General features: G+C 72.0%; 17 protein-coding genes and 1 pseudogene. 7 read left to right on the forward strand and 11 right to left on the reverse strand.

All coding sequences use genetic code 11. The annotated features are described in order from the left end of the window. Positions 1-21 precede the first annotated feature (21 nt). Entirely contained in the window at positions 22-789 is a 768-nt protein-coding gene (locus tag AC1DE0_RS21640) for a sulfite exporter TauE/SafE family protein (RefSeq protein ID WP_478105548.1), read from the reverse strand. Between the two features lie 258 nt (positions 790-1,047). Between AC1DE0_RS21640 and AC1DE0_RS21645 the strand changes: the two genes are divergently transcribed. From AC1DE0_RS21645 to AC1DE0_RS21670, 6 genes are all read left to right on the forward strand, one after another. Further along, on the forward strand, positions 1,048-1,770 hold the full coding sequence (locus AC1DE0_RS21645) for a response regulator transcription factor (RefSeq protein ID WP_478105550.1): 723 nt from the start codon (positions 1,048-1,050) through the stop codon (positions 1,768-1,770). An 11-nt stretch (positions 1,771-1,781) separates the two neighbouring features. Then, the gene (locus AC1DE0_RS21650) at positions 1,782-3,302 is read left to right on the forward strand and encodes a sensor histidine kinase (RefSeq protein WP_478105552.1); all 1,521 of its coding nucleotides are present in this window, start codon (positions 1,782-1,784) and stop codon (positions 3,300-3,302) included. Between the two features lie 68 nt (positions 3,303-3,370). Continuing rightward, positions 3,371-4,663, forward strand: coding sequence for a S1C family serine protease (locus tag AC1DE0_RS21655; protein ID WP_478105553.1), 1,293 nt, complete (start codon positions 3,371-3,373; stop codon positions 4,661-4,663). Between the two features lie 230 nt (positions 4,664-4,893). Beyond that, the gene (locus tag AC1DE0_RS21660) at positions 4,894-6,414 is read left to right on the forward strand and encodes an SDR family NAD(P)-dependent oxidoreductase (protein WP_478105555.1); all 1,521 of its coding nucleotides are present in this window, start codon (positions 4,894-4,896) and stop codon (positions 6,412-6,414) included. 463 nt (positions 6,415-6,877) lie between these two features. Continuing rightward, positions 6,878-7,279 (forward strand): VOC family protein, encoded by a 402-nt coding sequence (locus tag AC1DE0_RS21665; RefSeq protein WP_478105557.1) that lies wholly within the window; start codon positions 6,878-6,880, stop codon positions 7,277-7,279. Positions 7,280-7,382: 103 nt separating this feature from the next. Beyond that, complete coding sequence (locus AC1DE0_RS21670) at positions 7,383-8,204, forward strand: nucleotidyltransferase domain-containing protein (protein ID WP_478105559.1); 822 nt, start codon at positions 7,383-7,385, stop codon at positions 8,202-8,204. Positions 8,205-8,283: 79 nt separating this feature from the next. Here the strand turns inward: AC1DE0_RS21670 and AC1DE0_RS21675 are convergent, their stop codons facing one another. The 4 genes from AC1DE0_RS21675 to htpX all read right to left on the reverse strand — a co-directional run bounded on the left by AC1DE0_RS21675 (position 8,284) and on the right by htpX (position 13,141). Continuing rightward, the gene (locus AC1DE0_RS21675) at positions 8,284-8,829 is read right to left on the reverse strand and encodes a GNAT family N-acetyltransferase (protein ID WP_478105562.1); all 546 of its coding nucleotides are present in this window, start codon (positions 8,827-8,829) and stop codon (positions 8,284-8,286) included. Continuing rightward, positions 8,826-9,668 (reverse strand): nucleotidyltransferase domain-containing protein, encoded by an 843-nt coding sequence (locus tag AC1DE0_RS21680; RefSeq protein ID WP_478105564.1) that lies wholly within the window; start codon positions 9,666-9,668, stop codon positions 8,826-8,828. The genes AC1DE0_RS21675 and AC1DE0_RS21680 overlap by 4 nt, the downstream gene beginning before the upstream one ends. 4 nt (positions 9,669-9,672) lie before the next feature. Next, positions 9,673-12,183: an aminopeptidase N gene (gene pepN, locus AC1DE0_RS21685; protein WP_478105566.1), complete on the reverse strand. Its 2,511-nt coding sequence runs from the start codon at positions 12,181-12,183 to the stop codon at positions 9,673-9,675. A gap of 82 nt (positions 12,184-12,265) precedes the next feature. After that, positions 12,266-13,141: a zinc metalloprotease HtpX gene (gene htpX, locus AC1DE0_RS21690; RefSeq protein WP_478105568.1), complete on the reverse strand. Its 876-nt coding sequence runs from the start codon at positions 13,139-13,141 to the stop codon at positions 12,266-12,268. A 186-nt stretch (positions 13,142-13,327) separates the two neighbouring features. Here htpX and AC1DE0_RS21695 point away from each other — a divergent pair, with 186 nt between their 5' ends. Then, positions 13,328-13,915 carry a hypothetical protein gene (locus AC1DE0_RS21695; RefSeq protein WP_478105570.1) on the forward strand — a complete coding sequence of 196 codons (588 nt, stop codon included), beginning with the start codon at positions 13,328-13,330 and terminating at the stop codon, positions 13,913-13,915. Positions 13,916-14,040: 125 nt separating this feature from the next. On the opposite strand, the gene AC1DE0_RS21700 is transcribed toward AC1DE0_RS21695, so the two are convergent. The 6 genes and pseudogenes from AC1DE0_RS21700 to AC1DE0_RS21725 all read right to left on the reverse strand — a co-directional run. After that, positions 14,041-15,651, reverse strand: coding sequence for an NADH-quinone oxidoreductase subunit N (locus AC1DE0_RS21700; protein ID WP_478105572.1), 1,611 nt, complete (start codon positions 15,649-15,651; stop codon positions 14,041-14,043). Next, the gene (locus tag AC1DE0_RS21705; RefSeq protein ID WP_478105574.1) at positions 15,648-17,153 is read right to left on the reverse strand and encodes a complex I subunit 4 family protein; all 1,506 of its coding nucleotides are present in this window, start codon (positions 17,151-17,153) and stop codon (positions 15,648-15,650) included. Before AC1DE0_RS21705 ends, AC1DE0_RS21700 begins: the two co-directional genes overlap by 4 nt. After that, the gene (locus tag AC1DE0_RS21710; RefSeq protein ID WP_478105576.1) at positions 17,144-19,141 is read right to left on the reverse strand and encodes an NADH-quinone oxidoreductase subunit 5 family protein; all 1,998 of its coding nucleotides are present in this window, start codon (positions 19,139-19,141) and stop codon (positions 17,144-17,146) included. The genes AC1DE0_RS21705 and AC1DE0_RS21710 overlap by 10 nt, the downstream gene beginning before the upstream one ends. Then, a complete protein-coding gene (gene nuoK / locus AC1DE0_RS21715) occupies positions 19,138-19,533 on the reverse strand; it encodes an NADH-quinone oxidoreductase subunit NuoK (protein WP_478105578.1) in 396 nt (131 codons plus the stop codon). The genes AC1DE0_RS21710 and nuoK overlap by 4 nt, the downstream gene beginning before the upstream one ends. After that, entirely contained in the window at positions 19,530-20,084 is a 555-nt protein-coding gene (locus AC1DE0_RS21720) for an NADH-quinone oxidoreductase subunit J family protein (RefSeq protein ID WP_478105580.1), read from the reverse strand. Before AC1DE0_RS21720 ends, nuoK begins: the two co-directional genes overlap by 4 nt. Then, positions 20,081-20,351 (reverse strand): annotated as a pseudogene (locus AC1DE0_RS21725) (hypothetical protein); the annotation flags it as partial. The pseudogene AC1DE0_RS21725 and the gene AC1DE0_RS21720, both read right to left, overlap by 4 nt.

Here is a 20,351-nt window from a genome sequence, read left to right on the forward strand (position 1 = left end):
CGAAACCGCCCGCCGGGCCCGTCAGGCCCGGAGCGCCTCGACTCCGACGACGACGGCGAGCACGGTCAGGACGATCGCGAACGCCCGCAGCAGCACCGGGCCGCCGGCGCGACCCGAGACCCGGCTGCCGAGCCAGGTGCCGAGACCGGTGCCGAGAGCGAAGGTGGCAACGAGGCCCCACGGCAGGTGGCCGATGCCGCCCCCGAGCGCGCGGGTCGCCAGGGCTGCTGTCGCGTTGACCGCGATGACGACGAGGCTCGTCGCCGTGGCGACGACCACGGGCAACCGCATCACCACGGCGAGCGCGGGCACGGTGACGAAGCCGCCGCCCACCCCGAAGAACCCGGTCAGGGCGCTCACACCGAAGGCGGTCGGCACGAGCTGCGTGAGCGACACCTCGCCTGATGCCTCCCCGGACGCCTCCGGTCGGCTGGCGTGCAGCCAGGTGAGCACCCCGACGACGGCGAGCAGCACGGCGAAGCCGGCCAGCAGCAGCGCCGGGTCGACGAGCACCGACCCCCTCGAGCCGAGCACCGACCCGCCGAGGCCGAGGCCGCCGAAGACAAGACCCGTCCGCCAGTCGACCCGACCGCTGCCCCGCAGGCCGACGAGCCCGACCACGGCACCGAAGAGGACGACGACGAGCGAGATCGTCGTGGCCTCGCGCACGGGCTGGTGCAGCAGGTAGACGAGCACCGGCACCGAGACGACGGCGCCGCCACCCCCCAGCGCACCCATCACGAGCCCGACGAGCAGGCCGATCAGGGGGGCCAGCAGCAGGACGATCATCGGCGCCCACGCTAGGGCACCGTCGGGGGAGCAGACCGTCGGCCTCACCGGGGCAGCGGTGGGGCCCGCGGGATCGTCCCGCTGGAGCGGTCGGCGGAGGGGTCGGCCAGCGGTCAGCCGGACTGGTCAGCGGGAGTGGTCAGTGCCGGTCGCCGAAGCGGGCTGCCCCCGTCGTGACGATCACCGTCGCGATGGTTACCCCTTCGCACCGAACGCATCTCCCAGCGAACTCCCAGCAAACACCCTGACACTGAGTTCGTGGACACCCAGACAGCGCCCGCGCCCGAGGCGCGCCTGCTCGTCGTCGAGGACGAGCCGAACATCCGTGAGCTGCTCGCGACGTCGTTGCGCTTCGCCGGCTTCGAGGTCGAGACGGCCGGCGACGGCACGACCGCCCTCGCCATCGCCGCCGAGTCCGAGCCCGACCTCGTCGTGCTCGACGTCATGCTCCCCGACGTCGACGGCTTCGAGGTGACGCGACGACTGCGCGACCGTGGCCGCCAGCAGCCGATCGTCTTCGTCACGGCCCGCGACGCCACCGGCGACAAGATCCAGGGCCTCACGGTCGGCGGTGACGACTACGTGACCAAGCCGTTCAGCCTCGAGGAGGTCATCGCCCGCATCCGCGCGGTGCTGCGCCGCACCCGCGGCCAGGTCGACGACGGCGCGACCCTGAGGTTCCACGACCTCGAGCTCAACGAGGACTCCCACGAGGTGCGTCGCGGTGGCCGGGTCATCGACCTCTCCCCCACCGAGTTCAAGCTGCTGCGCTACCTGCTGCTCAACCCCAACCGGGTCCTGTCGAAGCTGCAGATCCTCGACCACGTCTGGGACTACGACTTCCGCGGCGAGTCCGGCATCGTCGAGTCCTACATCTCCTACCTGCGCCGCAAGATCGACGCCGACGGGCCGTCACTCATCCACACCAAGCGCGGTGTGGGTTACGTTCTGCGAGTGCCACCCGAGCTGACCACCCCCTGACACGGGCCGACGTGACGTCACGGACGGCCCCCTCACCCTCGAGCGCTCGACGGTCCCTGTCGGGCCGGCTGGGCGCGGTGCCGCTGCGCTGGCGACTGCTCGGCGTGACCCTCGGGCTCATCGCCGTGGCGCTGGCCGTCACCTCGATCGTCGTCGGCGCCCTGCTCCGCTCCTACCTGGTGAGCCAGGCAGAGCAGGAGGTCAAGGTGTATGCCACCAGCCTGGCCTCGGTCGAGCCGGACGAGCTCTCCAAGTCCGGTGCGAACCTGCCGACCGCAGGCTTCACCGCCCGTGCCGTCAACATCAGAACCGGCCAGGTCGTGCAGCTCAGCGAGGCCACGCTGGAGAGCGCACGCGCCGTGCTGCCCAATCTCACCGTCAACAGTCCGGAGGTGAGGGAGCGCAAGACCTTCCAGGTCGGCTCCGTCAACGGCACGGACTCGTGGGTCGCGTACGCCGAGGTCAACGATCGCAACACCTACATCATCGTGGTGGCGCTGCCGCTCCGCCCCCTGGAGTCGACGGTGGGCCAGTTCCTCGTCTACGCCGGGCTCATCGGCGCGATCACGCTGCTGATCACCGCGCTGCTCGGCTGGTTCCTCGTGCGTCGTACCTTCCGCCCCCTCACCCGCATCGAAGACACCGCCGCCAAGATCGCCGTCGGTGACCTCACCCAACGCATCGACGTGCCCGACACCGACGACGAAGTCGCCTCGCTCTCGCGGTCGCTCAACGCGATGCTCGCCCGCATCGAGCAGAGCTTCGCGGTGCGCGAGGCGAACGAGGCGAAGATGCGCCGCTTCATCGCGGACGCGTCGCACGAGCTCCGCACCCCGCTCGCGGCCGTCGGCGGCTACGCCGAGCTCTATCGCCAGGGCGCCCTGTCGACCGCCGACGCCGTCACGGGGGCGATGGGGCGCATCGAGTCCGAGGCGACCCGCATGAGCGGGCTCGTCGAGGACCTGCTCACGCTCGCCCGTCTCGACGGCGAGCGGCCCCTCGAGCTCCAGCCCGTCGACCTCGCCGTGCTCGCGGCCGACGCCGCTCAGGACGCCCGCACCATCGCGCCGGGGCGCCACATCGTGGCGACCGGCATCAACGGCCCCATCGAGCCGACCGAGCTGCGCGCCGACGAGCAGCAGCTGCGCCAGGTGGTGACGAACCTCGTGACCAACGCCCGCGTGCACACCCCCGACGGCACCCCGATCGAGATCCTCGTCGGTCGGCTCGACGTGGGCCACGTCGCGCTGCACGTGCGCGACCACGGGGCCGGCATACCCGTGCACGACCGGCAGAACGTCTTCGAGCGCTTCTACCGCGCGGACTGGTCGCGCAGCCGCGGCAAGGGTGGCGGCAACGGCCTGGGCCTCGCCATCGTGCAGGCCATCGTCGCGGCCCACGGGGGTCGCGTCCGCGTCCAGGAGACCCCGGGTGGAGGGGCGACCGTCGTCGTGGAGCTACCGCGACGGGTCAGCCCCGAGGGCGACGCCGTCGGATCCGGCCCGAGCCGCCAAGGCACAGCGGATTCTTAGGAAGGCCACAACGCCGTCCAAAGCTGGGTCGATGTCATGGGGACAACACACCAGATCGAGGAGGAGCCATGACCCTGGCACCCGAGGACCGCACACAGCAGATCCCGCAGGCCGACTACTACAGCCAGTCGGCCCCCACGTCCCCGCCGGCGCCGCCTTCCGCGCCCACGCCGCCGCTCGGCGAGGGCAGCCGTCCCGCTCCCAAGCGTGACCGACGCTTCGGCCAGACGGTCGGCGTCGCCCTCCTCGCAGCCGTGCTCGCGAGCGGCGGCACGTATGCCGTCACCCAGCTCGACGGCCAGGGCACGGCCACCGGCACGACGCCCTCCGCCACCACGACGACGACGAACCAGAACTCGTCGCCGACTGTCGTGCAGGGCAACGCGACCGCTCCCGACTGGGGCGCCGTGGCCGCCGCCGTCGCCCCCAGCGTCGTCAGCATCGACGTGACGACGCAGCAGAGCTCGGGCGCCGGCTCGGGTGTCGTCTTCGACAACAGCGGGCACGTCCTCACCAACAACCACGTGGTCGAGGGCGCGACCGGCAACGGGTCGATCACGGTCACCCTCAGCGACGGCCGCACGTACGGCGCCACGGTGGTCGGCACCGACCCCTCGACCGACCTCGCCGTCGTCAAGCTGACGAACGCCCCGAGCGACCTCACCCCGATCACCCTCGGCGACTCCGAGTCGATCAAGGTCGGCGACCCGACGATGGCGGTGGGCAACCCCCTCGGCCTCTCGGGCACCGTGACCACCGGCATCGTCTCGGCGCTCAACCGGCCCGTCAGCACGGGCACCTCGAGCGACTCGCCCTTCGGCCAGCAGCAGCAGCAGTCCGACGCCGTCGTGACGAACGCGATCCAGACGTCGGCCGCGATCAACCCCGGCAACTCCGGTGGTGCCCTCGTCAACGCCAAGGGCGAGCTGATCGGCATCAACTCCTCGATCGCCTCGCTCGGCCAGAGCCAGGGCAGCCAGAGCGGCAACATCGGCATCGGCTTCGCGATCCCGGTCAAGGAGGCCAAGTCGATCGCCGACCAGCTGATCAAGAGCGGCAAGGCCGAGCACGCCTTCCTCGGAGTCAGCACGCGCGACACGGTCGTCACCGACGGCTCCGCCAAGCGCGCCGGCGCCCAGGTGGCAGCGGTGAACAGTGGGACCCCGGCCGCCAGCGCCGGCATCAAGACCGGCGACGTCATCATCGCCGTCGACGGCCAGCGGGTCGACTCCGCGACGGCCCTCGTCGCCCAGATCCGCGAGATGACGGCCGGAGACAAGACGAAGCTGACGATCATCCGTGGCGGTTCCCGCCAGGACGTCGAGGTCACGCTCGCCGTCAAGCCGGCCAGCTCCAGCTGACCGGACCACGATCCCCGCGCCGGGGACGCGAGAGGGTGTGCACCGCCCCCACGTGACCCCGGGCGAGGCCCAACCATCCCGACCACGTATGCCGTCGGGCCGCCTCGGTCGCCAGCCACCACGCTCCCGGTGGCTGGCGACGACGCCGCCCGGCGGCATACCTGCGCCGTGGGCGGTCGCGCTCCGTCGACGATTCGGGGAGCACGCGGCCCCACGCGTACCCTTGCGCGGTGAGTGAGACCGAGAACGAGCTGGACCCCGCTGCCGTCGTGCACCTCGACCCCGAGGACGTCGCCACCGCCGTGCGGGTGCTCGCCCTGGCCCCCTCGCTCGAGATCGACGACCCCGACTTCGAGACGCTCAGGCGGGCCGCGTCGCTGATGTACAAGCGGCTCAAGAAGGACCGGCGCAACGCCAAGACGTGGGCCGAGCGCAAGGCCGACCGTCAGGTCATCGAGTCGACCGCCACCGGGTCGCCCATGCGCATCGACGACGAGACCAAGGGAATCCCCTTGGTGTCCAATGCTTCTGGCGCGTTCGCGGGCGAACTGGTCAACCCGCGCGGGTGCTACATCTGCAAGAGGGACTACACCCTCGTCGACGCGTTCTACCACTGGCTGTGTCCCGAGTGCGCGGCCCGCAGCCACGCCAAGCGCGACCAGCGCACCGACCTCAGGGGCAAGCGCGCGCTGCTGACCGGAGGCCGCGCGAAGATCGGCATGTACATCGCGCTGCGGCTGCTGCGCGACGGCGCCCACACGACGATCACGACTCGCTTCCCGAAGGACGCGATGCGCCGGTTCGCCTCGATGGACGACTCGGCCGACTGGATCCACCGCCTCAAGGTCGTGGGTATCGACCTGCGCGACCCCACGCAGGTCGTCGCCCTCGCCGACGAGGTGTCGGCCGCCGGGCCGCTCGACATCCTCGTCAACAACGCCGCCCAGACGGTGCGCCGCTCCCCCGGCGCCTACAGCAACCTCGTCGAACTCGAGTCCGCGCCGCTGCCCGACGGTGTCGCGCTCCCCGAGATGGTGACGTTCGACCGGATCAGCGAGGCGCACCCTGCCTCGATCGCCGGCGCCCTCGGCACCCATGCCGTCGCTCACCACGACGGCGAGTCGGTCGAGCACGCGATCGCCGCCCAGACGGCCGCCTCGATGACGGCCCTGGCGCTGTCGGCCGGCCACGCGAGCCTCGAGGCCCACCGGGCCGGCACCGCCGTCGATGCGGGCGGTCTGCTCCCCGACCTCCAGCGCAACAACTCGTGGACCCAGAAGGTCGAGGAGGTCGACCCGCTCGAGCTGCTCGAGGTGCAGCTGTGCAACTCGACCGCGCCCTTCATCCTCGTGTCGCGGTTGCGACCGGCGATGCGCGCCGCGATCGAAGGCGGGGCCCGGCGCGCGTACGTCGTCAACGTGTCGGCCATGGAGGGCCAGTTCTCCCGCCGCTACAAGGGGGCCGGGCACCCGCACACCAACATGGCCAAGGCCGCGCTCAACATGCTGACCCGCACGAGCGCCGGTGAGATGTTCGAGACCGACCGCATCCTCATGACGGCCGTCGACACGGGCTGGATCACCGACGAGCGCCCGCACGACGAGAAGCTGCGGATCGCGGCCGAGGGCTGGCACGCACCGCTGGACCTCGTCGACGGCGCCGCGCGGGTCTACGACCCGATCGTGCGCGGTGAGGCCGGCGAGGACCTCTACGGCTGCTTCGTCAAGGACTACGAGCCCAGCCCCTGGTGACGCCCTCCGGCCGGGGCGCGGCGACGCCGGGCGGCCCGCGGTCCGGATCTGCGCCTAGGACTGGGGCAGCGTGCTCACGTCGCCGGTGCGGACCACGTCGTCGGCGATGTCGCGAAGCTTGCGGTTGGCGTCGTTGCTCGCCGCCCTGAGGACCTCGAACGCCGGCGGTGGTCGGCGTTCGCGCGGGCCCGAAGGGCATCCAGGTCCGCGCGGTTGGCGGCGACTCGCGCAGTCAGCTCGTCGAGCTGCTGCCGTGTCTCGGTGCCCTCGTCCGGCCGGGCGTCGTCCATAGGGCCAGATTATTACCGCCTCGCGACCCCAGGAGGGGTAGGAGTGGAGACATTGCCCGCCGTTTCGGCGGGACGGACTGGGACTCGACGGGTACAGGCTCAGCAGGGCGTCGGGTCAAAGAGCGGCCCGGCGCCCGCAGACTGAGCTCAGCGGGCGGCGTAACGTCCGGGTCATGATCACCGCCGTGCACAACCTCGTCTACTCCGACGACCCCACAGCGACCCGGACGTTCTTCCGCGACGTGCTGCGGTGGCCGTTCGTCACCGACGACGCCACCAGCCCCGGCGCCACCGGGCCCGACGCCTGGCTCATCTTCGGCACCGGGCCCAGCGAGGTCGGGGTGCACCCCACCCGTGGGCCCGAGGGCTCCGGCTGGAGCGCACCGCGCCACCACGCGATCTCGCTCATGTGCGACGACCTCGCCGCCACCATGGCCGACCTCGCGTCACGGGGTGCCGTCTTCACCACGGAGCCTGCAGACCACAGGTACGGCCTCGTCGTCATGATGGCCGTGCCGGGGGCCGACGACATCCAGCTCTACGAGCCCCGGCACACCACGGCCTACGACCGCTGACCGCGCCTCCGACACGCACGGTTGGCCACGACCGTGCCCGACCCGGCAGGTCGTGGAGGTTTTGCCGGCACCAGATGCCGACAGGGCTCCACGACCCGGCAGGATGGCCGGTGTGCGCCAACTGAGCCCCGACCTCGATCCGGACGTCGTGCGACAGATCGACGCCCGGCTGGCCGGGGTCGTCGCGGATCACAGGGTCGCCATCCCGTGGGCGATCGAGAGCGGGAGCCGGGCCTGGGGCTTCCCGTCACCCGACAGCGACTACGACTGCCGGTTCTTCTTCGTGCGTCGACGTGACGACTACCTCGACCCGTGGCCGCCTCGCGACGTCATCGAGACTTCGCTCGACCCCGTGCTCGACGTCAACGGCTGGGACCTCGTCAAGGCCGTGCGGCTGGTGGCCAACGGCAACGCCACTGTCGGCGAGTGGCTGCGCTCCCCCATCGTCTACGCCGGCGAGGCCGACTTCCGCGACGCCCTCCAGGCGGTCTGCGACTCGCTCCTCGACCTCCAGCTCGTCGGCCGCCACTACCTCCACGTCGGCGAGGGCCAATGGGCTCGCAGCGGCGCTCCCGACGGCGGGGACGTCGTGCTCAAGCGCGTGTTCTACGCCCTGCGTCCGGCGGCCGCCCTGCACTGGATGGGCGTGCACGGTGCGGCGACGCCGCCGATGAACCTCGGCGAGCTGTTCGACGCGGCGCCTCCTCCGGACCCGGTGATCGAGGCAGTCGACCGCATGGTCGCGGCCAAGGCGGTGACTCGCGAGCTCGGCACCGGCCGTGTCGACGCGGCCGTGGCCGAGTGGGTCACTCGCCAGTTCGCTGACGCCGCGACGAGGTACGACCTGGCGGCGTCCGTCCGCTCGGCCCGTCCTGCGGCCGCCGCCGCCTTCCGCGACCTCGTGGAGGCCTGGGCTCCCTGCTGACCTGCCAACCTGCCGGGAACTGAGCACTTGACTGGAGGGGGACGGTCGAGTGCCCACTTCCCTGCGCACGCCGACCCCCTCAACCGCCGTCGTTCGGGGACAGGTGCTTGGCGTACCAGACTTCGGCGTAGGGACCGTCGCTGAACGCCGGGACCTCGTCGTAACCATGGCGCCGGTAGAGGGCCCGGGCCTCGACAAGGTCGAGGCGCGTGTCGAGCCGAACCTCCGTCGCGCCCCAGACCCGGGCGATCTCCTCGGCGCACAGCAGCAGGGCCGACCCCAGCCCGGTGCCGCGGCTCTCGGGTCGCACGTACATCCGGCGCAGCTCGGCGACCGGCCTGCCGTCGTCGTCGCGAAGCCGTCGCAGACCGACGCAGCCGGCGAGCACGGACGAGTCGTCGGCGCTCCGGGCCACGACGAACTCGCCCGTCGGGGGTGCCAGGTCGTCGCTGCGCATCCGGGGGAAGCCGGTCTCGATCTCCTCCGACGTGGAGTCGCGGCCGTGACGCAGCCGGTGCCACCGGTCGCTCACCTCGACGTAGTAGTCGCGCAGCATCGCCTCGCACGCGAGGCTCCCGACGTCGGCCAGCTCGATGACCCAGGGGCCGGCTGCGGCACCGGTCATGTCGCGGATGCTTGCCGTCCGGGCGCTGACCCTGACCGCGTCAGCCCGTCCGCGATGACCTCACTCATCAGCGCGACGAGGTCACGGCGCCTGCGGTCGGGCTCGGCGGCATACGTCGACGGGTCGTCGGGACGCTCCCGCACCCGGAGTGCCTCCTCGAGGATCTCGCGGTGGGCCGGGTAGGCCCCGAGTGCCCACCGCCCCGCCCGCGACTTCGACGTCGGACGACCGGTGACGAGCAGGTGCACGAGCCGCGACGCCCCGAGCGCGCCCCACTCGGCGGCCTGAGGGAGCGAGGCCTCGCGAGGGTGGTGCTCCATCGCCTCGAGCTGCGAGCGCCAGTACGTGTCGAGGTTGTCGAGGGTCGCCGCGTGCAGCGCGGCGTCATCGCTCCAGATGGTCAGGTCGCGGAGGTCCCTGCCCCACAGGGTGACTCCGTGGTCGCGCAGCTCGCGCCAGGTGATGTGCTTGAGGTCGGCGTGGGTGCCGACGTCGAACCACTGGTGCAGCACCCCGGGCCCGTCGGGCACGACGTCGGGCGAGCCGGCGAGGTCGCCCGCGGTGACGTAGAAGCCGTCGTATGCCGGCTCGGGCCACCGCTTGTCGAGCTCCGCGTGCACCTGCCGGAGCGCCTCGGTCTCGTCGTGCGTGGGTCGACGGCTCGTGACGGCGACGAAGTCGATGTCGCTGCTGCCGTGGAACTCGCCGTCGAAGCCGAGCGAACCGTGGAGGTAGAGCCCATCGACGAGCCCGGGAGTCCGCTCGTCGAGCAGCGCGAGGTGCGCGTCGCTCACGGCACGGACGACGCCGGGCAGCTCGTCGCGGCTCGGGGTGCCCACGCCGTCAGACGGTCGCACCGAACGTCGCGCCGAACGTCGCACGGGACGCGAGCGCCTCACGCAGCTCGGCGTCGGCGTCGACGAGGGAGCGGTGGACGGCGGGCGTCAGGTCGTCACGGGCTATCGCCTCGGCGCTGAGGCGCGCCGTCTCGTCGGTGAAGACGCGCGGGAAGGCGACGAGCACGACGCGAGACAGGGCGTCCTCCCCCACCCAGCCCGACATGGCCGGCACGTCGGCGAAGTAGCGCGGCACGTAGTCCTCGACGAGCGCGTCGTCGGGCGCCACCCAGAAGCCGCGGGCCAGGTGGACCATCTCGTAGTTGGAGCGTCCCTGACGTGTCGTCAGCTGCTCCCACGCCCACGCCTTGGCCTCGGCCTCGGGCAGGCTGGCGCGACACATGAGGGCGTTGAGGCCGCCCTGCAGCGTGTCGTCCTTGGACCGGAAGTCGTCCACGTCGGCGACACCGACGAGGCCGCGCGCCGCGAGGTTGCGCACGACGATCCAGCGGAAGTCCCCGTCGTCCTCGAGGCCGGCGGGCAGGCCCTTGCCGTCGGCCCACGCGCGCAGCAAGGTCTCGTCGTCGCTCGTGCCGGCGACGAGACGGGCCGCCCCGAGCGACTCCGTCGTGCCTGCGGTCGCGCGCTCGAGCAGCCCCACGGCGGCACGGTTGAGGCGGGCGACAGCGGCGTCCTGCTTGTCGCGCGGGACGAAGTACGGCACGACGCGGTGCTCGGCGTAGGCCGCGACGCGCGTCAGGATCGAGGAGTTGGACTCGTGCGGCCACGCGGCGTCGAAGACGTCGAGGAACGCGTCAGGCGAGACCGCGGCGCCGTGCACGCCGTCGATGAGCGACGACCACACGACGGCCCGCGCCTGCGCGTCGGGAACCTGGGCCAGCTGCGACGGCAGCGCGGCCACCGTCGAGTCGGAGAGGCGCACCCGAGCCCACGTCAGGTCGGACGCGTTGGGCACCACGATGGCCGGCTCCGGCGTGCCCTCCAGGTCGCCGAGCGTGGTCACGGGACCGGTCACCGTCACCGAGGCACGGGCGAGCTCGCGACCGTCGGTCCAGCCCGCGACGTCGAAGGCGTGCGGCCGGTCTGCAGGGCGGTCGGCGGGCGACTCGCGCCGCACGACCGCGGACTCGACGACCCCACCCTGCTCCTCGACGTCGACCGAGATCGTGTCGCGGTCGGCGGTGAGCAGCCATGCCCTCGACCACGCCTCGAGGTCCTTGCCGCTCGCCCTCTCGATGGCGCCGAGGAAGTCGGCGAGGGTGCCGTTGCCGTACGACTTGTCGGTCAGGTAGGCGCGGACGCCTGCGATGAACTCGTCGTCGCCGACGTACGCGATGAGCTGGCGCAGCGTGGCCGCGCCCTTGGCGTACGAGATGCCGTCGAAGTTCTGCAGCGCGCTCTGCGCGTCGAGCGCCTCGACGCCGGCGACGGGATGGGTCGACGGGGAGCGCTCGGCGCCGTAGCCCCAGACCTTGCGCACGATCGAGGAGTCGACCCACGCGTCGGTGTACTCGGTCGCGTCGACGAGGGCGCGGTGCGACATGTACTCGGCGAACGACTCGTTGAGCCAGAGGTCGTCCCACCACTGCATCGTCACGATGTCGCCGAACCACATGTGCGACATCTCGTGGCTGACGGTGTTGGCCCGCGTCAGCAGCTCGTCTCGAGTGGCCGCGCCGCGGTAGAGGTACTGGTCGCGGAAGGTGACGCAGCCCGGGTTCTCCATCGCACCGGCGTTGAACTCGGGGACGAAGACCTGGTGGTACTCCCCGAACGGGTAGCGGATGCCGAAGAGCCCGTGGAAGTAGTCGAAGGACCGCTTCGTGACGTCGAAGAGCTCGGCCGCGTGGCGCTCGAGCGGCTCACGCAGCGACGCCCGGGCGTGGATGCCGAGCGGGATGCCGTCGTGCTCGTCGCGCACCGAGACATAGGGTCCGGCGCAGACCGTCAGGAAGTACGTCGCGAGGGGCTTGGTGGTCGCGAGCGTCCACGTGCCGGGGGCCGTACGCGTCGCCGCGCCGTTGCCGAGCACCGTCCAGTCGAGGGGGGCGCGCACGGTGACGTCGTAGGGGGCCTTGAGGTCGGGCTGGTCGAAGCAGACGAAGACGCTCGGCGCGGCGTCGAGGAACAGGTGGCCGTAGACGTAGTCGAGGTCGTCGGCGGGGTCGGTGGCCCGGTGCAGACCCTGGCCGTCGTGGCTGTAGGCCATCGTCGCGGCGACGACCAGCTCGTTGTCGGCGGCGAGGCCCGTCAGCGGCAGGCGGCCACCGGACACCTCGGCGGGGTCGATCGGCTCACCGTTGAGCGAGATCGTCTCGACCGAGTGCGCCTTGAGGTCGACCCACGAGTCCGCACCCGGCCGGTTGCACGAGAACCGCACCGTCGCGTGGGAGCCGAAGACCTCGGCACCTTGGTCGAGGTCGAGCTCGACGGCATACGACGTGACGGTGATCAGCGAGGATCGCTCGCGGGCTTCGGCCAGGGTGAGACTGCGCATAGGGGCGAGCCTGCCAGATCGGCGGGCTGTTCGTCGCACAGGTTGCGCAGCATCCGTCCTGACGCGCCGGGTCCGCTCAGGGTCAGCGCTGGAAAGGCCCTCCCGCCATGTTCTCGAGCCGCGCGATCCGCTGCTCCATCGGCGGGTGCGTCGACAGGAACCGCGTCACGTCCTGGGCCCGGAAGGGGCTGGCGATCATCATGTGGCTCGCGTTGACGATGTCCTGCTGCGGGGCGAGGGGTGCCCGTGCGACGCCCGACTCGAGCTTGCGCAACGCCGACGCGAGAGCCAGCGGGTCGCCGGTGAGCCTGGAGCCGTCCTCGTCGGCGTCGTACTCGCGGGTGCGGCTGATCGCCATCTGGATCATCATCGCGGCCATCGGCGCGAGCAGGCTCATCGCGAGCAGCGCGATGGGGTTGGGGCGGTCGTCGTCGGAGCTGCCGCCACCGAACATGCTCGTGAACATGAGCATCTGGCCGATGGAGGTGATCACGCCGGCAATCGCGGCGGCCACCGAGCTGGTGAGGATGTCGCGGTTGTAGACGTGCATGAGCTCGTGGCCCAGCACGCCGCGCAGCTCGCGCTCGTCGAGCAGTCCGAGGATGCCCTCGGTGCAGCAGACGGCGGCGTTCTGGGGGTTGCGCCCGGTCGCGAACGCGTTCGGGGCCTGCGTCGGGCTGATGTAGAGCCGCGGCATGGGCTTGCCTGCGGCAGTGGAGAGCTCGCGCACGATGCGATACATCGCCGGCGCCTGCGCCTCACTCACGGGGTAGGCGTGCATGGCGCGGATGGCGAGCTTGTCGCTGTTCCAGTAGCCGTAGAAGGTCGTCGCGACCCCGATGAGCGCGAAGAGCCAGATGAACCGCCCGCCACCGACGAGGGCGCCGATGCCGAGCAGGAGGGCCCAGATGCCGCCGAAGAGGGCGGCGGTCTTGAGCCCGTTGAAGTGGTTGTGCATGCCGGTTGAACGACCGGTCCGAGGCAACCGTTCCCAGCCCGCACCCAGCCAGGAGGAGGCCGTGAGGAGCCTGGCAACCCGCTGTGACGCGAATCTCCCTCATTACGTTTTTCAACTACTACACGTAGTAGTAGGTTTGGAGCCAACGGGGAGACCGACACTCCCCACCGATGAAAGAAGAGAGCGATGCGTAAGACCCTCGACAAGCTGATCTCCTGGACCGGCCTCATCCTCGCGGCCGTTCTCGTCGTGGCCGGCGGCCTGCTCACGTATGCCAGCAGCTTCGTCGCCGACAACGTCAAGGAGCAGCTGAGCCAGCAGAACATCACGATGCCCGTGGCCGCGGCGCTACAGACCCAGGAGCAGAAGGACGCGCTGCTCCCGTTCGCCGGCCAGAAGATGGAGAACGGCGCCCAGGCCAAGGCCTTCGCCGACCACTACATCCTCGTGCACATGAACACCCAGTCGAACAACAAGACCTACTCGGAGGTCTCGGGCGAGTTCCTCAAGCTCTCCAAGGACCCCAACGCCGACCAGGCCCAGGTCACGGCCCTCGGTGAGCTCCGCCAGAGCCTGTTCATGGGCAACACCCTCCGTGGCCTGCTCCTCAACGCCTACGCCTTCGGCACCATGGGCACGATCGCCCTCTACGCCGGCATCGGCGCCTTCATCGGGGCAGCGATCTTCCTGGTGCTGGGTCTGCTCGGCCTGCGGCACGCAAGGACCGTGGCCGACTACCCGGTCGTGGCCCAGCGGGCTCCCGCGACCGTCTGACTCTCCTGGGGGAGAACGAAGGGGCCGTCCAGGTGCGGACGGCCCCTTCGCCGTGCGAGGGCCACTGTCCCTGTGCACCGGCAGGCTTCGGAGGCCGGCCCACCACGGGTGGGGCCCGCCTCCGCTCAGCCGAGCAGGCGCACGAGCAGGTCGGGCTGAACGCTGACCACGACGAGGACGGCCGCGGCGAACGCGAGCGCGGCCACGACGACCGGTCGGCGCGAAGGCGGCTTCGTGCCGACACCGCCGACAGGGCTGACGCCCTCGCCAGGGCCAGCGCCCTCGACCCGTGTCGGGTCGGGCTCGGTAATGACGGCGCGCAGCCAGCGCAGGTAGACGGCGACCCCGATGACGGCGTTGACGGCGGCGATGACGGCGAGCCACACCCAGCCCTCGGCGACGACGGGGCGCAGCGCCGTGACCTTGCCGACGAGTCCGATGATGCCGGGCGGCAGGCCCGCGAGCGAGGTGAGGGCGAGCATGAGTGCCCCGGCCCGCCAGGGGCTTCGCCGCCACAGCCCTTCGTAGGCCGCGAGGGTGCGGCCGCCCGCGGGCTGGTCGCGCAGGGTCACGGCCACGACGGCGAAGGCGACCAGGGTGGCCACGACGTAGGTGAGCAGGTAGGTGGCGCTCGCACCGACCCCGAGCGCCGAGATGCTGACGAGCGGCAGCACGACCCAGCCGGCCTGGGCGACGGTGGACCAGGCGAGCAGGCGCACGACGTCGTCCTGCCGCAGCGCCATGACGTTGCCGAGGGTCATGCTCAGCGCGGCGAGCACGGCGATCGCGAGCAGGGCCGGCGTGCCGAGGACGGCGACGGCGCGCAGCACGACGAGCAGCGCGGCGAGGGCGGCGACCTTCGAGACCGTCGCGAGGAACGTCGCGACAGGAACCGACGAGCCGGAGTATGCCGTTGGCGTCCACGCGTGGAACGGCACGAGCGAGAGCTTGAAGCCGACGCCTGCCATGAACAGCACGGTGGCGAGCGACACGAGCCCGGACGACACGGACGGCAGCACGACGCTTGACGGCCCGCCGGTCGCGGCGAACGCCCCCGCCGACGACAGGGCGGCGTCGGGAGTCAGGAACGGGCTGCCCGTGCCGGCGAACCAGAGGGCGACGCCGAGCACGAGCAGGGCGAAGGAGACGAGCGAGGTCACGAGCAGCTGGGTCGCCCCGGCGGCGGCCGAGCGTCGCCCGGAGAGGGCGACGAGCGCGATGACGGGCAGCGTCGCCAGCTCGAGCGCGACGAGCCAGGTGCCGACGTCGCGGCTGGCGGCGACGACGACCGTGCCGGCGAGGGCGGCCAGGAGCAGCACCGCCTCCACCGGCTCGCGCGTGCCGTGCTCGGGGCGGGGGCGACGGCGTCGGGCACGCGGCCACCCGAGGGCGATGCAGACGAGGGCCGAGACCGCTGCTGCGAGCTGCAGGGTGGAGCCCAGGGCGTCGGCCTGCCAGAAGCAGACCCGGGGCAGGCCCTCGACACCGGGCAGCCTCCCACCGCCCGGGGGCACAGCTGTCGGGATGATGCAGAACGTCTCGCGGGTGGAGCCGCCACCGAGGGCCAGGCCCGGCAGCGTGGCCACCGCCGACGCGAGCGCCGCGAGGCCGGCGATGCCCCACGGCAGGCGGCGCCCATGTGGAGCGAAGAGGTCGGCGACGAGCACGAGCACCAGGCCGGCGACCGGCAGCAGGGCCGGCAGGAGGACGCCGTAGTCGATCGAGAGACCCTTCACGGCGTCACCCCCAGACCCGCGAGCAGCCCCGTCGTGGCGCTGTCGGAGAGGCCGAGCAACAGGTGTGGCAGCACACCGAGAGCGATGACGACCACGACCAGGGTCATCACGACCGCCCACCGGGCACCGCGTGCGTCGCCGACCGGTTCAGCGGCGACGCCCTCGGCGCGGTCGCTGCCCTCGCCGGCCCAGACGATGCGGGCGACCCTGAGCGAGTAGGCCGCCGCGAGCGCGAGCCCGACGGCGCCGAGCACGACGCAGACGCGCAGCAGCGCGACGGGACGCCCCGGCGCGGGCGACCAGGCGGCATACAGGGCGAGGAACTCACCCCAGAAGCTGACCAGGCCGGGCAGGCCAAGGGCGGCCGCGAGGCCGACGACGAGCGCCAGCCCGAAGCGGGGAGCCTTGTCGCGCAGAGCCGCACGGGCGACCCGGAGGTCGGTCGAGCCCCACTGCTCCTTGAGGTCACCGACGACGAAGAAGAGCAGGGCAGCGACGACGCCGTGGGCGATGTTGCCGAAGAGCGCTGCCTGCAGCCCGGTCTCGCTGCCCGACGCGATGGCGAGCGCCACGAAGCCCATGTGCGCGACGGAGCTGTAGGCGATGAGGCGCTTGAGGTCGCGTTCCACAAGGCACGCCAGACCTCCCCACAGGATGCCGACGACCCCGAGGAGCGCGAGCAGCGGACTCAGCTCGGCGACCCCTCTGGGCACGGTCGCGACAGCGAGCCGCACGATGCCGTAGGTGCCCATCTTGAGCAGCACCGCGGCGAGCAGCACCGAGCCCGCGGTCGGCGCGATGGTGTGCGCGGACGGCAGCCAGGTGTGCAGCGGCCACAGCGGCACCTTGATGCCGAGACCGAGCAGCAGCACGGCCGCGATGACCACCTGCAGCGACCGCGACAGGCCGGTGCCGTGTCGGGCCGCGAGGACGCCGAGGTCGCTCGTGCCCTGGTGGTGCACGAGCAGCAGGATGCCGACGAGCATCAGGGTCGAGCCCAGCACGGTGAAGAGCACGAAGCGACCAGCCGCGTCGGCTCGCGCCTCGTCGCGCACGTGGTCGTCGCCGAACCGCCGCACGAGCACCCACATCGGCACGAGGACGACCTCGAAGGCGATGAAGAAGAGGATCGCGTCGCGGGCCAGGAACGTCGCGAGTGCGCCGGTCTCGACGAGCAGGATGCAGCCGAGGAACGTCGAGCCGCTGCCGCCCTTCGGGATGGGCCCGGAGAGGGCGTGCGCGACGACGGCCACAGTGAGCAGGGCGGTCATCAGCACGAGCGCGGCCGAGATGCCGTCGACCCCGAAGTTCCAGCGCACGCCCAGCGCCCGGATCCATGGGACGTCGACCTCGTGGCGCCCCCACACGACGACGACGGCGAGCACCGCGGTGACGACCGTGGCTCCCAGGGCGATGCCGCGCTCGACGCGCGTCTCGCCGGGGATCGCGATGAGGGCGATGGCCCCGAGCAGCGGCAGCAGGAGCATGAGTGTCAGCGCCATGCGGTCACCCCCAGGATCGCGATGACGACGACGCCGCCCAGGAGCCCGAGCAGCGACAGGGACGGGACAGCGCGGTGGCTGCGCTCCCCCGCGCGGCCGGCTGCACGGGCGACCGCTGCGGTGGCTCGTGGGTAGGCGTCGACGACGTCGCGGTCGAGCGCCACGACCAGACGGGCCAGCGCGGTGACGGCACGTCCGACGCCGACGTATGCCGTGTCGACACCGAAGCCCCGCACGGCCCGGTCGCGCAGCAGCCCGGGAACGCGGTCGGCGACGTCGGACCGGCCGCGGTCGCTCGCGACCCAGACGGCGGCCGCGGCGCCCGCGACGAGCAGCAGGGAGAGCAGGGCACTGAGCAGACCCACGTGCACCCCGCCGCGCAGACTCGCCAGGAACAGCGTGCCGACCACGGTGAGGGCCGCCAGCACCGCGACCACGAGGGCCGCGGGGAAGGTGATCGGCGCGTGGCCGTGCGCGTGGACGCGTTCGACCTCGGCGTCGTCAGCGCTGTCGGCGACGGTGACGACGGCGACCTGCTCCTCGGGCACGACCGGGACGACCGGGACGACCGGGACGACGGGGACGACCGGGACGGTCTGCGTGGGTGCGGGCTCGAGGACGGGGCCGGTTGCCGGGTCGGTCGGGGCGTGAGGTGACGCCTCGACAGGCAGGTCGGCGGCGAGAGGCGTGTCGAGCAACAGCCAGGCCCGCGTGCAGTAGGCCGCCGTCAGGGCCACGGTGAGGAACAGAGCGATGGTCACGACGATCGGACCCGCACCGCTGCCCTCGAGCGCAGAGTCGATGACGGTGTCCTTGGTGAAGAAGCCGATGAGAGGAGGCACCCCGGCCAGGGCGGCCAGCCCGATGCCGGTCGCCCAGCGCAGCGCCCCCGTGGGTCGTAGTCGACCGCGCAGCGCGGCCAGGGCCGTGGCCCCTCCGAGCACCGAGAGCCAGCCTGCGGCGAGGAAGAGCAGGGCCTTGAAGAAGGCGTGGCCGAGGAGGTGCGAGATGCCGGCACCCGGTCCGAGCTCGGCCGGTGCGGCGGCCAGGGCCGACAGCATGATCGCGATCTGGCTCAGAGTGGAGTAGGCCAGCATTCGCTTGAGGTCGGTCTGCACGAGGGCGAGCAGGGCGGCATACACCATCGTGACGGCGGCAAGGACTGCCAGCACCAGCCGGGCGCCGTCGTGCTGGGCGTAGAGGGTGAAGAGCCGCGAGACGAGGTAGGTACCGGCCGCGACCATGGTGGCCGCGTGGATCAGGGCAGACGCGGGGGTGGGGCCCTCCATCGCGTCGGGAAGCCAGTCGTGGAAGGGGACGAGACCCGACTTGCCCGCCACGCCGACGACCACACCGACGAGCCCGAGGGTCAGGGCCGTGTCGTGCCCCGACGCCGTGAGCACGGCCATCAGGTCGGTGCTGCCGGCGCGCACGGACAGAGCCACGAGACCGACCACCATCCCGATGTCGGCGACGCGCGTGACGAGGAACGCCTTGTAGGCGGCGCGACGCGCGGCGGGCCGCTCGCTGTCGTGGCCGATGAGCAGCCACGAGCACCAGCCCATGATCTCCCAGCCGACCAGCATGAGCACGAGGTCGCCCGACTGCACGAGCAGCAGCATGCCGGCAGCGAAGAGCGACACCGCCGCGGCGAACCGGCCGTAGCGCGGGTCGTCGCGGAGGTACCAGACAGTGAAGACCTGGATCGCGAGCACGACGAGGGCGACGACGAAGGAGACGAGTCCCGAGACGCGGTCGGACAGCAGGTGCAGCGGCACGGCGAGGCCGCCGCCGAGCGGGAGGCTGCCGAGCGTGTCGATGTCGGCCGTGCGTGCCGGCGCGACCCACTGGATCAGCCCGAGCACCATGACGTACGCCGACACCGAGACCGCGACCGCGGCGGCCACCGCGCGTCGGCGGTGCACGATCAGGCCGACGAGGCCGGCCAGGGCGGGGAGCAGGACGATCATCCGCACGATCCAGCTCACGACGCCCCCTCCCCCGACCGGGCCGGCTGGCGCGCCGCATCGGCCCGCTCGCCCTCGCCGTCGGGGTCGTGGGGCTCGTCGGGGTCTTCCGTGAGGTCGGGCACCGCCGTGAGGTCGATGTGCCCGGTCCGGCGGAACAGCACGAGGATGATGGCGAGGGCCACGGTGATCTCGGCGGCCGCGATGGTGATCACGAAGAGGGTCAGCACGGCGCCGGCCGAGAAGGGCGCACCGGGGCGCGAACCCGCAGTGACGAGCAGCAGGTTCGCGGCGTTGAGGATGAGCTCGACGCCGATGAGCACGAGCACCGCGTTGCGACGCGCGAGCACACCGTAGATGCCGATGCCGGCGAGCAGGGCCACGAGGGCGCCCGGGAGCGCGAGGTGGATCACCGGCGGGCGCCTTCGCTCAGGTCGGCGACGGCGGCCGGGTCGTCGCGGTCGAGCACGAGCCGCGACACGGCGAACGCGCCGACGAGCGCGACGAGGAGGAGCACGGAGAGCAGCTCGAACGGCCAGACCCAGGTGCCGAAGACGGCCTGCGCGATGCGCGGCGTCGTCGCGGAGGGCGTGTCGAGGTCGGCGGTCGCACCCGACAGGAGCGGGAGCAGGAGAGACGCCAGCAAGGCCGTGGTCGCCGCCCCCAGCAGGGCGCCGACCGCGCGCTGCCACCTGGGCGTGTCGATCTCGGCGCGCGGGCCGATCGGGGCGCGGGTGAGCATCAGGGCGAAGAGCACGAGCACGACGATCGCCCCGACGTAGACGAGCAGCTGCACGAGCCCGACGAGCTCCTGGCCGAGCACGAGGTAGGCGCCGGCGAGCGAGCCGAGCGACACGAGCAGCCACAGGGCGGCGTGCACGACGTGCTTCGTCGTCACCGAGAGCAGGGCGGAGAGAGCGGTCACGACGCCGACGGCGACGAAGACGATGTCGCGGGTCGTCACTCGCGACCCTCCTCGTTGGGCGGAACCGGCGGGACAGCGGGCAGGACCTGCGTCGACTCCGCTTCTGCCGCAGGGCTGCCCGCGTCGCCGACCGCCGGCATGGGCTTGGTCGCGTCGAAGGCCTCGCCGTCGGGTCGGGGGCGTTCGGGCGCGCCGGGTCCGGGCTCGGCTGCCCGCTCGGGGCGCACCCGAGCCGGGCGGGCAGCGGGACCGTCGGCACGCGTACGGCCTGGGGTGCTTGCGGCTGGGGCGCCCGCTGCGCCGGCG

This window comes from Terrabacter sp. 05T424 (genome assembly GCF_056396225.1).

Bases quoted from the DNA above. Each gene is read 5' to 3' on its own strand.
- AC1DE0_RS21670 (WP_478105559.1), top strand. From the start codon at position 7,383: ATGGCCGGTGTGCGCCAACTGAGCCCCGACCTCGATCCGGACGTCGTG.
- AC1DE0_RS21695 (WP_478105570.1), top strand. From the start codon at position 13,328: ATGCGTAAGACCCTCGACAAGCTGATCTCCTGGACCGGCCTCATCCTC.
- htpX (WP_478105568.1), bottom strand. From the start codon at position 13,141: ATGCACAACCACTTCAACGGGCTCAAGACCGCCGCCCTCTTCGGCGGC.
- pepN (WP_478105566.1), bottom strand. From the start codon at position 12,183: ATGCGCAGTCTCACCCTGGCCGAAGCCCGCGAGCGATCCTCGCTGATC.
- AC1DE0_RS21640 (WP_478105548.1), bottom strand. From the start codon at position 789: ATGATCGTCCTGCTGCTGGCCCCCCTGATCGGCCTGCTCGTCGGGCTC.
- AC1DE0_RS21655 (WP_478105553.1), top strand. From the start codon at position 3,371: ATGACCCTGGCACCCGAGGACCGCACACAGCAGATCCCGCAGGCCGAC.
- AC1DE0_RS21675 (WP_478105562.1), bottom strand. From the start codon at position 8,829: ATGACCGGTGCCGCAGCCGGCCCCTGGGTCATCGAGCTGGCCGACGTC.
- AC1DE0_RS21665 (WP_478105557.1), top strand. From the start codon at position 6,878: ATGATCACCGCCGTGCACAACCTCGTCTACTCCGACGACCCCACAGCG.
- AC1DE0_RS21705 (WP_478105574.1), bottom strand. From the start codon at position 17,153: ATGGCGCTGACACTCATGCTCCTGCTGCCGCTGCTCGGGGCCATCGCC.